This is a genomic window from Flavobacterium pedocola, from assembly GCF_053764385.1.
Map to the genome: position 1 here is coordinate 21,684 of NZ_JBSNCR010000006.1, position 13,277 is coordinate 34,960.

Consider the following 13,277-nt stretch of genomic DNA (forward strand, 5'->3'; position numbering starts at 1 on the left):
GTTACAGAATTTCCACTCGTTGTTTAATCAAGGGCAATAAAAAAATCCCAGCACTGTGGGATTTATGTAAAAACAATTGTAAAATACTTAACTGTTGTTATGTGCGATTGGAAGGTAAACCGTGAAAACTGCACCTTGATTTGGAGTTCCTTTAGCAAAAATGTAACCTTTGTGATTGTCCACAATTTTTTTGCAGATGGCCAATCCGATACCGGTGCCTTCGTATTCGTTTTTGTTGTGCAGACGATTGAAGAGGATGAAAATCCGCTCGGCATATTCCTGTTCGAAACCGATTCCGTTATCGCTTATGGTGAAACGATAGAATTTATCATTGTTGTCCAACGGAAGTTGTTCCTCTTCCGAAGCGGTTATTTTGCAAACGTTGATAAAAATCTCCGGCGGAATTCCTTCTTTGCCGTATTTCAGTGAATTTCCGATGATGTTAGTAAACAGTTGCTGAATCTGGAACGGGATAACATTCATTTCCGGTAAAGAGTCGCTTATGATTACCGCTTTTTTCTCTTCAATAGTGGAGGACAATTCCTGTTTGGCATTTTCCAGTAGCTGGTTTAAATCGCTCAGGTCGAATTTTTCTTCGGCTTTGTTCGATCTGGAGAATTGCAGCAAATCGTCTATCAGATTGCGCATTCTTCCTGAAGCAGCAATGATTCGTTTCAGGTATTCGTTTCCGGTTTCCGATAAATTGTCGGTTTCCTTTTCGGCCATACGCGAAATAAACGTTTGGATTTTACGCAAAGGTTCCTGTAAATCATGACTGGCCACATAGTTGAAAGCGGTCAGTTCCTTGTTGCTGCGTTCCAGTTCCAGATTTCGTTCTTCGATGGATTTTGTGGTCTTTAATTCTTCAGTGATATCGCTGGTGGTTCCGATTAGGATTTTCTCACCGGATTTGTTCAGTATCAATTTACCGATGGATTTGAAATGCCGGATTTCGCCGTCTTCTTTAATGATTCGGTAATGGAAAGAAGGTAAGTCGTTATCGGTCATCATTTTTTCCATCACCTGATGCACATAAACCGAATCTTCCGGATGAATGTGTTTCATAAAATTTTCCAGTGAGGCTTCAAAAGCGCCCGGTTCACTGCCCAAAAGACGGTATTGGTTGTCAGAGAACCGGTATTTGTTTTTGTCGATATCCCATTCCCAGCGCCCGAAGTTGCCTACGACTTCTGCAATATTTCTGGATTCGTTTGCAATGGCCAACTGGTTGTTGGTTTCGCGCAGTTCACTTAAATCCCGGTTGATTTTTACAAAAGCCAATACCGTTAAAATCAAACCGATAAGGATAACAACGTAAATGAAAACCGGAGTAAATGAGGTGACACTTTCATAATTTTCCTGTTTTATGGATAAAAGCTGCGTCTCCAGATTGGCCATATCGGCAACACAATTGCGGATGCTGTCCATGATAGATTTTCCTTGTAGAAGGTTTTGCTGCAATTCTCTGGTTTTGTGTTGCTGGGCTAACAAAATGGATTTTTCCATACAATTCAGGCGTCGGTCGATCAGACCTTTCAGCATGGTTAGATTATCGTTGGGAAGCCGACGGTTGTTTGTCAAGTGTTCTAAAACATTATAACTGGTGTTAATCCGCATTCGGGCAAACAGGTAAGGCTCCAGAAAAGTAGAATCCTGTGTGATGATGTACCCGCGGTTTCCGGTTTCGGCGTCTTTGATCTGCGACATTATTTTTTCCAGTTGCAAGGACATTTCGTAAGCGTCGGAAACCTGTTGCGAAGAATCTGAAAGGCGTGTCAAATGCTTGTAGGTTACACCTGAAATGAAGAAGATAACCGCAATGGAAATCACAAAGAGTATTTTGAGAAATAAGGAGGTCCGTATGAATTGGGTGAATTTCATGGGTGCTTTTTATGACGTTATAAACGTAGCAGAAAGTTGTCTTTGTTTAAGCCAGAAGTATGGTATTGCCAGTTGATGGTCACCACATCGGAGAGTACTTTTTTCAGGGTGTTGAAATCGTTGGGTTTTTTGATGTAGATATTTGCCCCGCACACAAACGTTTCCTCAATGTCTTCTTCGGAAGATGAGGTGGAATAAATCGCAATGGCAATATCTTTGAACCTTTCGTTGCTTTTGATTTCATGCAGGCATTCAATACCGTTTTTCTTCGGCATGTTCAGGTCGAGGAAAAGCACATTAGGCAATATCGCTTCCGGATCGTTCAGATAATTCATCAGTTCCACACCGTCTTTGAAAGTGTCTACTTTTGTATTGATTTTCATCTCACTGAAAGCATCGGTAAAGAAAAAACGATCGTCTTCGTCGTCATCGGCCAGAATTATGTAGATATATTCCTTGTCCATAATCAGGTGTTTTGTTACTGAACTTATTTCGTATTGGCAATTTCCCTTCTTTTGGCAATAATCCGCTGAAAGGCAGATGGTGTAATGCCGGTGGTGTTTTTAAATTGAGTGCTTAAATGGGCCACGCTGGAATAATTGAGCTGAAAGGCAATTTCCGTGAGGCTCAATTTGTTGTTCACAATTAGCTGTTTGGCCAACTCGATTTTCTGCATAATGATAAAATTCTCTATAGAGGTATAGGTTACTTCTGAAAACAGATTAGACAGGTAACCGTAGCTGTGATTCAGTTTTTCCGACAGATAGACCGAACTTTTTACATTGGTGGCATTTTCCAGAAAGACCATTTCCACAATGGTATCTTTGATTTTCTGTACCAGAATGCTTTTCTGGTTTTCAATGACCTCGATGCCGTACTCGTTAAGCAAAAGCGTTATTTTTTCCAGTTTTTCCGTTGAAACATGTTCCAGGAATTCCACTTCACCAAAACCGGTTATGCTGAATTTTACCTCAAATGCATTCAGCTTTTCTTCCAGAAACTTTTTGCTCAGGGTATTAAAGTCGAATTTTAGGAAAGCTTTCATAAAATCGGTTTTTATCATCTTAAAGTTACAGAATTGTTGCTTACCAACCCAATTATTTGTCATCGGATAATCAATTTGCGGTTGGATGTTGTGCTTTTCGGGCCCGTATTTTTCGCCATTTCATCAGTCGGGTTAAGGCTTTGCTTCTTAAATACTTACTGTCGGGTTCTCCCATAAGAAATCCATAAGGTTGCAGTGAAGGAATCTGATCGAAGATGATTTTCACCGTCGCCGTGACAGGAAGCGCCAGTACCATGCCTGTAATTCCCCAAAGTATTGCAAAAAGCACTAAAGCAAGGATGCAGACAAAAGCGTTAATACTTATTTTCGAACCCGTAATTTTCGGCGTGATAAAATTACCTTCCAGAAACTGGACGAATGTGAAAACACCAATCACGCCAACGGCGTACCAGGCAGAATCTTTAGTAGCCAAAGCAATAAAAGCGGGCAACAGCGCTCCGATAATGATACCGATATAAGGAATCAGCAACAATAAAGCGCCTAAAAAGCCATAGAAGAAAGGGTTTTCAATGCCAAGAATCCATAATCCCAAACTGTTCAGCAGCGCCACAATCAGCATGACTATGGAAAGGCCGCTCAGATAGTTTTGCTGGGTTTCGTAGATTTTCTTCAGAATAATGTTCAGGTAGGCGTTGTCTTTTTTCGGAAAAGCCTTGTGCACGAATTCCACGAAGAATTTCCGGTAAAGCAGCATAAAGAAAATATAGAGCGGGATTAGGAATAAATCACTGATGAATTCTCCCGATTGTGTTACAAAATCGCTGATTCTGTAAAAATTGTTTTTGATGAGGTTTTCAAGTTTCAGGCTTCTGTCGGAGAGGATTTCCTTTTTGTCGATGCCGAAATTGTCTTCCGTGTATTGAAGTGTCTGATTAGTGATTTCGGCCAGTCGCGTAACATAGACATCGGATTTCTCCAGCACATCTTTTATCTGAAAACCGATGAAAGTAAACAAACTGACAAATAGCGTAATAATCAGTAATACTGCCGTAAGGGTGGAGGCAATCCGGTTAAAACGCCATTTTCGCTCCAGAAAGGTTACTGCCGGATAAACCAGTATGCTTAAAATAATGGCGAAAAGCAACGGCACAATTACCGGTTTGAGTAGGTGCAATATGAAAATAATTGCAATGAAGCAGAACAGATTATAAGCAAGTTGCGGATTATAGTCGGAGGCTTTCATAAGTTCACTGTTCATGGGTTGTGCAGATAAAAATGGAGAGTAACGGCTTTGCTGATTTACTGTTTTAACAAAGGTATAGCCGTGTTGCCCATGGTTTGTTATATAATCTCGGGAGAATGTTATAAAATTTTGACATTTACCGTTTAACCTTGTAACTTTGCGCTACAAAACAAGACCATGACTACACAACAACTCATTCAGCAGATTCAAACTAAAAAATCGTTTTTATGTATTGGTCTGGATGTCGATCTGAACAAAATTCCACAGCATTTACTGCAAACCGAAGACCCGATTTTCGAATTCAACAAAGCCATTATCGATGCTACGCATGATTTGTGTGTTTCTTATAAACCGAATACTGCATTTTATGAAGCCTACGGGTTGAAAGGCTGGATGTCGTTGCAGAAAACCATCAACTACATCAATGAAAAGTATCCGGAGATTTTCACAATAGCTGATGCTAAACGCGGAGACATCGGAAACACGTCTTCCATGTATGCCAAAGCGTTTTTCGAAGACCTGAATTTCGATTCGGTAACCGTAGCGCCGTATATGGGGAAAGATTCGGTTGAACCTTTTTTAGCATTTGAGAATAAACATACCATTATGTTGGCGCTAACCTCTAACGAGGGAGCTTTTGATTTTCAGACTAAAAATGTGGAAGGCAAGGAGTTGTACAAAACCGTAATCGAAACCTCAAAAGGCTGGAAAAATTCCCAAAACCTGATGTATGTGGTTGGGGCAACCAAAGCGGAATACTTCACCGAAATCCGTAAAATGCTACCGGACAGTTTCTTTTTGGTTCCCGGTGTCGGAGCTCAGGGAGGAAGCTTGTCAGATGTATGCAAATATGGTATGAGCGACAATGTTGGTTTGCTGATCAATTCTTCAAGAGGGATTATTTATGCATCCAACGGAACTGATTTTGCTGAAAAAGCAAGAACCGAAGCCTTAAAATTACAGCAGGAAATGGCTGAAATTCTGAAATAGTTATATTTGTCTGATAACGTTTCAAATACAAATGTAATGTCAGGTAATTTACTTCTTCGTATAGCAGTTGCTGTCATTTTGATACTGCACAGTGTTCCCGGGATGTTCAACAACGGAATCAATGATTTCGGAAAATTGTATTTGGATACTCAGGGTTTTGCACCGTTCGGATTGGTGATTGCCTGGGCGATTAAGTTGTCGCACACAGCTGCTGCCGTTTTACTTTTAGCGAACCGATATTTGAAACCAGCTGCCTGGGTGACGATATTCATTTTAGTTGTGGGTATTTTTATGGTGCATTTGCCCGACGGATGGTATGTAGTTGGTGGTGGCCGAAACGGTGTTGAGTTCAATTTTTTACTGATAGCCGTCCTGTTGGCGATTGCTTACCCTAACGGCCTATCTTTCACAAAAACTAAAGCATAATTCATTGAAAACTTTTACCGACCAACTTGGAACTGTCCACAAATTTGCCGAAACCCCGAAGCGAATCATTTCGTTAGTGCCTTCCCAGACCGAACTTTTATACGATATGGGTCTGGAAGAAAGCCTGGTCGGGATTACCAAATTCTGTGTGCATCCGTTTCATTTGAAATCTACAAAAACGATAATCGGCGGGACAAAGCAGGTTAAAATCGATAAGATAAAGGCGTTAAATCCCGATATTATCATTGCCAACAAAGAAGAAAACACCCTTGAAATAGTAGCATCTTTAAAAGAGATCTGTCCGGTTTGGGTGACCAATATCATCACCATTGAAGACAATCTGAAGATGATCGAAGATTTCGGTCAGTTGTTCAACAAGCGCACCAATGCCCAGAAATGGATTAATAAAACCAATTTTGCCTTAGAAGATTTTAAAAGCTTCATCGAAGACAAAGAAGTTAAAAAAGTGGCTTATTTTATTTGGGCGAACCCTTATATGGTGGCCGGCGGTGATAATTTTATCAACGAACTGCTGAAGCTGAACAAATTCAAAAATATCTACGACAACCATCCTAAATACGAAGGGCGTTATCCGGAAATCGTGATTCAGAAAATGCGTATTCAGGGTGATCCGGATTTGATTTTGCTGTCTTCGGAACCTTATCCGTTTAAAGATGAGCATGCTTTTGAGTTAGGACGACACACGCATCATGCCACTACGATTTTTGTCGACGGAGAAATGTTTTCTTGGTACGGAAGCAGGCTGGTAAAGGCTTTTGAGTATTTTAAGCAGTTGCGAAACCGTTTGCCTTTAAACTAAAAAACCACGCCCGAAAGCGTGGAATTCTTTTTAACTAACCCTAACCAAATGAGAAACTATTTATTATGAAACAAAGTTCCGATAATTTTTTAACACTTAATGTTAAGGAATTGTTATATGTATCTTATTGAAAACTAAAAAGTTAGTTCGTTTTATTATCTTGTAGCGAGAACACTTTTTTCAATAAGTCTGTGGTTCTGGCAGCGAAATTGTTTCTGATGTCTTTTTCTTCCACCGCGATCATTTTGAAAACACCTTCCATAGCTTTGTTAGTGGTATAATCGGTTAAATCCGGATTTACTTTTTTCACTAACGGTATGCTGTTGTATTTGTTGATGATCTGTGTCCAAACCTTATCCGCACCTACTTTTGCATAGGAATTTTTAATCACCGGGCTGAATTTAGTATACAAAGCCGATGAGGTCGTATTTTGTAAATAAGTCGTAGCCGAACGGTCATCGCCCATTAAAATGTTTTTGGCATCGGTGAAAGACATTCCTTTTATGGCATCCACGAAAATTGGCGTAGATTCTTTTACGGCATCTTCCGCGGCACGGTTCATCATTTTCAAACCTTCATCCGCCAGTTTGCTCATTCCGATATCGCGAAGTGTTTTATCTACTTTTTTTAATTCTTCCGGCAATAAAATCTTTACCATTTCATTTTTATAAAAACCGTCCACATTGGTCAGTTTTACCACTTGTTTGTCGATTCCTTTGTTTAGGGCTTCTTTTAGGCCGGAAGCGATTTCTCCCTGTGTTAAAATTCCTTGGGTTTGCGGTAATTGCTGCATTACCTGTTGCATTTCGGCGCAACCTAAAAACGGTACAAAAGCGAAAAGTAAGATTATCTTTTTCATATAGTAATAGATTTAGTTTTTTAAAGATAGGCAAACATGATGCCAAATTTTAGTAAATATGTTTAATACATTAGAAAAACAGTCACGAATCCACGAATATAAAGCATAATAATTTGATTGACAATTTTTTAAAAAAGCTGAAAAGGGTGCTTTAATTTGTTTTTTTCATTCCGTTCAAGTTGTCTGAAAAGGAATTGCCGTATTCATGGTAACACTCACAAAACGGAATAACAGTATGAGTAAATAGTTTTTGATTATGAAAAAATAAAAACAATCAATTTGATTTATCAGATTTATCTTTCTCAATTGGGTAATTTTAGGTAAATTTAATGATTGTAAATTTTTGGTTTACAGTTGTTTGATTGAAAAGGAAATAGTCATCTTCTAATATACTTTACAATATGGAAAACAGTTCTAACAACAACGGTAAATGCCCTTTTTCCGGTGCGGCAGGTAACCAGAATGCAGCCGGCAACGGAACCGGAAACCGTGATTGGTGGCCGAATCAGTTAAAATTAAACATCCTGCGGCAAAATTCTTCGCTTTCCAATCCGCTGGATAACAAATTCAACTACGCGGAAGCTTTTAAAACCTTAGACCTTCAGGCGCTTAAAAAAGACCTTACCGATTTAATGACCGATTCACAAGAGTGGTGGCCCGCCGATTTCGGACACTATGGCCCGCTTTTCATCCGAATGGCCTGGCACAGTGCCGGAACCTACAGGATTGGTGACGGTCGTGGCGGAGGCGGTACAGGGCAGCAGCGTTTTGCACCTTTAAACAGTTGGCCGGACAATGCCAATTTGGATAAAGCCCGTCGTTTGCTTTGGTCCATCAAACAGAAATACGGACAGAAAATTTCCTGGGCCGATTTAATGATCCTTGCCGGAAATGTCGCTTTGGAATCCATGGGCTTTAAAACGTTTGGTTTTGCCGGTGGCCGTGAAGATGTCTGGGAACCGGAAGAAGATGTCTATTGGGGTTCAGAAAATGTCTGGCTGGAAGACAAGCGGTATTCCGGAGACAGAGATTTAGAAAATCCGCTGGCTGCTGTACAGATGGGACTGATTTACGTAAATCCGCAAGGGCCTAACGGTAATCCCGACCCGATTGCGGCGGCAAGAGACATTCGTGAAACCTTTGCCCGTATGGCGATGAACGATGAAGAAACCGTAGCGCTCATAGCAGGCGGTCACACTTTTGGTAAAGCACATGGTGCCGGAGACGATTCCCTGGTAGGTCCGGAGCCTGAGGCAGCCGGAATTGAATTACAAGGACTTGGCTGGGTGAACAAACACGGTTCAGGTAAAGCCGGCGACACCATCACAGGAGGACCTGAAGTAACCTGGACGCCTACACCTACAAAATGGAGTAATCATTTCTTTGCCAACTTGTTTAATTACGAGTGGGAATTGACTAAAAGTCCTGCCGGTGCTCATCAATGGGTAGCTAAAAACGGAGCAGGAGCCGGAACCATACCGGATGCGCATGATGCCTCCAAAAAACATGCGCCGATGATGCTGACCACCGATCTTTCGTTGCGTTTCGATCCTGCCTATGAAAAAATTTCACGACGTTTCTATGAAAATCCAGATCAGTTTGCTGACGCTTTTGCCAGAGCCTGGTTTAAGTTGACACATCGCGATATGGGACCTTTAGCACGTTATTTAGGGGATGAAGTACCAAAAGAAGCCTTAATCTGGCAAGATCCGATCCCGGCGGTCGATCATGAACTGATTTCTGAAAGCGACATCGCCTTTTTGAAAGCGAAAATACTGGATTCCGGTCTTTCGGTTGGAGAATTGGTTTCCACGGCTTGGGCTTCGGCATCCACTTTCAGAGGATCTGATAAACGCGGCGGTGCTAATGGAGCGCGTATTCGTTTGTCTCCGCAGAAACATTGGGCAGTAAACAATCCATCACAATTGTCAAAAGTTTTGGATACGCTCGAAGGTATTCAGCAAGGATTTATTGCAGGTCAATCTGATCGTAAAAAAGTGTCTTTGGCTGATATGATTGTTTTGGGCGGATGTGCCGGTATCGAAAAAGCAGCCAAAAATGCAGGACACAATATAAAGGTTCCTTTTGCACCGGGGCGCATGGACGCTTCTCAGGAACAAACCGATATTGATTCCTTTGCTGTTTTGGAACCGAAAGCAGACGGATTCCGCAATTACCTGAAAGCGAAATTCGCGGTTGCAACGGAAGCCTTATTAGTGGATAAAGCCCAATTGTTAACACTGACAGCACCGGAGTTGACCGTTCTTATAGGCGGGATGCGGGTGTTGAACACAAATTTTGACCATTCCAAGCTGGGGGTGTTTACCAATCGTCCGGAGACCTTGTCAAATGATTTCTTCGTGAACCTTCTGGATATGGACACGGTCTGGAAAGCTACCGACGAACATCAGGAATTTTTTGAAGGACGGGGCCGTGCCAACAACGAACTGAAATGGACGGGAACAAGAGCTGATTTGGTTTTTGGGTCCAATTCCGAACTGAGAGCGATTGCCGAAGTGTATGCCAGCTCTGACGGTGGGGAGAAATTCATCAGTGATTTTATTGCGGCCTGGAATAAAGTGATGCAGCTCGATCGTTTTGATTTAGCTTAACGATATTGATATTATGCAACTATTGGAAGTTCATCTGTTGACCGATTCCCTCCGTGAAACCGAATTCTTTTACAAGGAAAAGCTAGGTTTTAAGGTAGTGGAACAAACGGATGAACTTCTTTGTTTTGAAGTGGGGATTTCCAAGCTGTGGTTTCATCAGACGGAAAGACTTCAAAAACCGGTGTATCATTTTGCATTCGATATTCCTGAAAACCAACTGGAAGAAGGATTGGAGTGGGTGCGGAGCAAAGCCGAACTGATTCCGTACGAGAAAGACAAATTCATTGTGGATTTCAGTAACTGGAATGCCAAATCTTTTTATTTCTACGATAACAATGGTAATATACTGGAAGGCATCGTGCGGTATGATTTGCTCAACATTTGTAATAATTCCTTTGATGCAAATTCTTTTTTGAAGATCAGCGAAATTGGTTTTGCCGTTCTGGATGTACTGACTTTTTGCGATGAAGTCAATTTTATGTACGGCACGGATTTCTTCGAAAAACAACCCAAGAGAGAAAATTTTTCAGTGTTGGGTGATGATCACGGTTTGTTTATCGTTTCGTCTCTAAACCGCCATTGGTATCCAACGGAACAAACGGCAATATCGTTTTGGACCAAAGTGATTTTTGAAATGGAAGGTAAGGTTTTTCAGTTGAGTTTTGAGTGAATAAATATCCTTAATAACATACTGTTATGTGTTTTTTATTTTACTGAACAGGAATTATTGATTGCTTTAATTGTTGTTTTTTGTTTTTTTGTTTTTTGCAAATTTAAGTCTTTGATTTACAGGTTGTTTTCTTTTGATTTAAGAGTTTCTTGTCTTTCTTTAAAAAAAATAATAGGTTTTAGCGCAAGAATAAAAGAATTTTGTCGTCAAAGTTATAAAACCAAAATTTTCCTAATGAGAAAGCAATTGTATAAGTTACTTTTTATATTGTCTTTTAGCACAGCAGTTGGGCAAGTCGGTATCAATACCACAACTCCCCAAGCACAGCTTGAGATAAAATCCAGTAATCAGGCGGCTCCCACAAACACCGATGGTATTTTAATTCCAAAAATTGACGCTTTTCCGGTAACAAACCCAACTACAGCGCAAAACGGTATGATGGTGTTTCTGACTACCACCGTTGGAATCAAACCACCCGGATTTTATTATTGGGACAATACCACTTCAACGTGGATCGGCTTGGCTTCATCAACAAGTGGTTGGGCACTAACAGGTAATATAGGCACCGCATCGGGAACTAATTTCATTGGTACAACCGACGCTCAGGCTTTGGATATCAGAACCAATAATATTCTCAGAACCCGATTTACTACTAAAGGACAGATAGAAACTCTGAATACCGGTAATTCCGTATTTGTTGGTGAAGGTGCCGGTGCTAACGATGACCTCTCAGATAACAGGAATACCTTTATCGGTTTAAATGCAGGTCAAACAAATACAACGTCAACATTTAATACGGGTATCGGATACCAAGCATTACAGAACAATACTTCAAATGGCGCAACAGCCGTTGGATATAATGCGCTTCAGAATTATACTGGTATCAGAGGTACTGCTGTAGGTTTTGAAGCTTTGAAAGCAACTACTACCGGTTCAAGTAATACGGCTGTAGGATATGCTGCCTTAAGCAAAAATACCACTGGGGGTAACAATACCGCAATGGGAAATGAAACCTTACTGAATATCACCACGGGAAGTAATAATACCGGTTTTGGTAAGTATGCCTTATTGTTTTCCACCACAGCTATTCAAAATACTGCTGTGGGTGTAAGCGCAATGCACACCAATACTACAGGTGGAAGTAACACCGCAATGGGATTTCAGGCAATGGGGCTTAATAATACAGGGAACAACAATGTGGCTTTGGGTTTAAATGCCATGTATACTAATACAACCGGGTCAAATAATATGGCATTGGGAAGTAGTGCCGATGTGACTACTTCGGGGCTCTCTAATGCTTCTGCAATCGGTTATAATGCTAAAGTGTCCACAAGTAGTAGTATGGTTTTAGGTGGTACAGGTGCCGATGCAGTGAAAGTGGGGATCGGAACTACGTCACCAACTGAAGAGCTTGAAGTTGTAGGTGATATTAGAACGTCATCACTAGCCGGAACAGGAACAAGAATGGTACAGGCTGATACTAATGGTACTTTGACGCCACTTGCAGCAGGAACTGCATCACAGGTTTTATTAGGAACAGGTGTTTGGGGAAGTGTACCAGGGATAACTAACGACTGGTCTGCTACCGGTAATTCAGGAACTAATCCAGCAACAAATTTTCTTGGAACTACTGATGCTAAAGATTTGGTAATTAAAACTAACTCAACAGAAACAGCAAGAATGACGACTGCTGGAAATTTTGGAATTGGTACTAATGCTCCGGCTTCAAGATTGCATATTAAAGGAGGTCAAATAATTGAGTCCGGAACATTATACATGAACAGCCCTGACAATGTTGAGAAAATCTTATTGACTGATTGGGGTGATAACGGTTCGAAAATCAATACTTCATGGAACTTTTCTGTTGATTTTATGGCTGGTTCTAATGGTTGGGATACTGACGGAAATCATCGCTTTTTTACTTCTGTCGTTGGTACAGGTTTTACTGAAAGAATGCGTATCCACAGTAATGGCAATGTAGGTATTGGAAGTACGGCTCCAATACAAGCAAAACTGGTTATCATCGGAACACAGGATAGTACACTTTCTTATGGTTATTTGCAATCCGATGGTACTACAGGAACAAGTTCAGGAACTTCGGGCTATTCTATTTATGCTTCTGGAAAGATAGCTGCTACCGAATTCAATGCCTTTTCAGATAAAAGAATTAAAAACATCAAAGGCATTTCTAATAGTAGTAAAGATCTTGAAACACTAAATAAAATCCAAATTACCGACTATACGTTTAAAGACTCAATTGGTAAAGGAACTGGATTGAACAAGAAAGTAATTGCGCAACAAGTTGAGAAAGTTTATCCGCAGGCAGTATCAAAAATTACAGATATAATTCCGGATATCTATTCGATTGCTAAAATTAAAGACGGAAGAATTATTCTGAAAAACACGCTGCAAAAAGGCGATCGTGTAAAATTGGTTTTCGAGAACAGAACTGAAATGGCAGAAGTGCTTCAGGCGGATGAATACGGTTTTAATATTGCTTTGAATGATGAAGGAAAAGTATTTGTTTACGGACGAGAAGTGAAGGATTTCCACACTGTAGATTATGAAGCACTTTCTACGCTTAATATCTCTGCTACACAAGAGCTTATCAAAATCATCAACCAGCAGGAAACTCAGATTCGTAATCTTAAAGCTGATAATGCAGACATGAATAAACGATTATCACAAACTGAAGCAGATGTAGCACAAATAAAAAGCATCTTGAACAGTACTGTCAGTGAAGGTTCAAAATAAGGAACACTGAAAAATA

11 protein-coding genes are annotated in these 13,277 nt (G+C 40.5%); 6 read left to right on the forward strand and 5 right to left on the reverse strand.

Features of this window, described 5'->3' with window-relative positions:
- Window positions 1–87: 87 nt before the first annotated feature.
- The 4 genes from ACWPKD_RS13425 to ACWPKD_RS13440 form a co-directional block, all read right to left on the reverse strand.
- A complete protein-coding gene (locus ACWPKD_RS13425) occupies window positions 88–1,881 on the reverse strand; it encodes a sensor histidine kinase (RefSeq protein ID WP_455413202.1) in 1,794 nt (597 codons plus the stop codon).
- A gap of 17 nt (window positions 1,882–1,898) precedes the next feature.
- A complete protein-coding gene (locus ACWPKD_RS13430; protein ID WP_455413203.1) occupies window positions 1,899–2,345 on the reverse strand; it encodes a response regulator in 447 nt (148 codons plus the stop codon).
- A gap of 23 nt (window positions 2,346–2,368) precedes the next feature.
- Entirely contained in the window at window positions 2,369–2,926 is a 558-nt protein-coding gene (locus ACWPKD_RS13435; RefSeq protein WP_455413204.1) for a helix-turn-helix domain-containing protein, read from the reverse strand.
- A 70-nt stretch (window positions 2,927–2,996) separates the two neighbouring features.
- Window positions 2,997–4,145, reverse strand: coding sequence for an AI-2E family transporter (locus ACWPKD_RS13440; RefSeq protein WP_455413205.1), 1,149 nt, complete (start codon window positions 4,143–4,145; stop codon window positions 2,997–2,999).
- A 162-nt stretch (window positions 4,146–4,307) separates the two neighbouring features.
- On the opposite strand from ACWPKD_RS13440, the gene pyrF reads away from it, so the two are divergent.
- Genes pyrF through ACWPKD_RS13455 form a run of 3 tightly spaced genes read left to right on the forward strand, consistent with a single transcriptional unit; the run spans window position 4,308 to window position 6,366 of the window.
- Complete coding sequence (gene pyrF / locus ACWPKD_RS13445; RefSeq protein ID WP_455413206.1) at window positions 4,308–5,120, forward strand: orotidine-5'-phosphate decarboxylase; 813 nt, start codon at window positions 4,308–4,310, stop codon at window positions 5,118–5,120.
- 36 nt (window positions 5,121–5,156) lie between these two features.
- Complete coding sequence (locus tag ACWPKD_RS13450) at window positions 5,157–5,546, forward strand: DoxX family protein (protein ID WP_455413207.1); 390 nt, start codon at window positions 5,157–5,159, stop codon at window positions 5,544–5,546.
- 4 nt (window positions 5,547–5,550) lie between these two features.
- Window positions 5,551–6,366: an ABC transporter substrate-binding protein gene (locus ACWPKD_RS13455; RefSeq protein ID WP_455413208.1), complete on the forward strand. Its 816-nt coding sequence runs from the start codon at window positions 5,551–5,553 to the stop codon at window positions 6,364–6,366.
- Window positions 6,367–6,508: 142 nt separating this feature from the next.
- On the opposite strand, the gene ACWPKD_RS13460 is transcribed toward ACWPKD_RS13455, so the two are convergent.
- The gene (locus ACWPKD_RS13460; RefSeq protein WP_455413209.1) at window positions 6,509–7,225 is read right to left on the reverse strand and encodes a DUF4197 domain-containing protein; all 717 of its coding nucleotides are present in this window, start codon (window positions 7,223–7,225) and stop codon (window positions 6,509–6,511) included.
- A gap of 401 nt (window positions 7,226–7,626) precedes the next feature.
- Between ACWPKD_RS13460 and katG the strand changes: the two genes are divergently transcribed.
- From katG to ACWPKD_RS13475, 3 genes are all read left to right on the forward strand, one after another.
- Window positions 7,627–9,837 carry a catalase/peroxidase HPI gene (gene katG / locus ACWPKD_RS13465; protein WP_455413210.1) on the forward strand — a complete coding sequence of 737 codons (2,211 nt, stop codon included), beginning with the start codon at window positions 7,627–7,629 and terminating at the stop codon, window positions 9,835–9,837.
- A 13-nt stretch (window positions 9,838–9,850) separates the two neighbouring features.
- Entirely contained in the window at window positions 9,851–10,507 is a 657-nt protein-coding gene (locus ACWPKD_RS13470) for a VOC family protein (protein ID WP_455413211.1), read from the forward strand.
- Window positions 10,508–10,741: 234 nt separating this feature from the next.
- Window positions 10,742–13,261, forward strand: a complete 2,520-nt coding sequence (locus tag ACWPKD_RS13475; protein WP_455413212.1) for a tail fiber domain-containing protein — start codon at window positions 10,742–10,744, stop codon at window positions 13,259–13,261.
- Window positions 13,262–13,277 lie beyond the last annotated feature (16 nt).

Excerpts from the sequence above, each read along its gene's own strand:
- ACWPKD_RS13425 (WP_455413202.1), bottom strand. The coding sequence starts at position 1,881 with ATGAAATTCACCCAATTCATACGGACCTCCTTATTTCTCAAAATACTC.
- ACWPKD_RS13430 (WP_455413203.1), bottom strand. The coding sequence starts at position 2,345 with ATGGACAAGGAATATATCTACATAATTCTGGCCGATGACGACGAAGAC.
- ACWPKD_RS13435 (WP_455413204.1), bottom strand. The coding sequence starts at position 2,926 with ATGAAAGCTTTCCTAAAATTCGACTTTAATACCCTGAGCAAAAAGTTT.
- ACWPKD_RS13440 (WP_455413205.1), bottom strand. The coding sequence starts at position 4,145 with ATGAACAGTGAACTTATGAAAGCCTCCGACTATAATCCGCAACTTGCT.
- pyrF (WP_455413206.1), top strand. The coding sequence starts at position 4,308 with ATGACTACACAACAACTCATTCAGCAGATTCAAACTAAAAAATCGTTT.
- ACWPKD_RS13450 (WP_455413207.1), top strand. The coding sequence starts at position 5,157 with ATGTCAGGTAATTTACTTCTTCGTATAGCAGTTGCTGTCATTTTGATA.
- ACWPKD_RS13460 (WP_455413209.1), bottom strand. The coding sequence starts at position 7,225 with ATGAAAAAGATAATCTTACTTTTCGCTTTTGTACCGTTTTTAGGTTGC.
- katG (WP_455413210.1), top strand. The coding sequence starts at position 7,627 with ATGGAAAACAGTTCTAACAACAACGGTAAATGCCCTTTTTCCGGTGCG.
- ACWPKD_RS13470 (WP_455413211.1), top strand. The coding sequence starts at position 9,851 with ATGCAACTATTGGAAGTTCATCTGTTGACCGATTCCCTCCGTGAAACC.
- ACWPKD_RS13475 (WP_455413212.1), top strand. The coding sequence starts at position 10,742 with ATGAGAAAGCAATTGTATAAGTTACTTTTTATATTGTCTTTTAGCACA.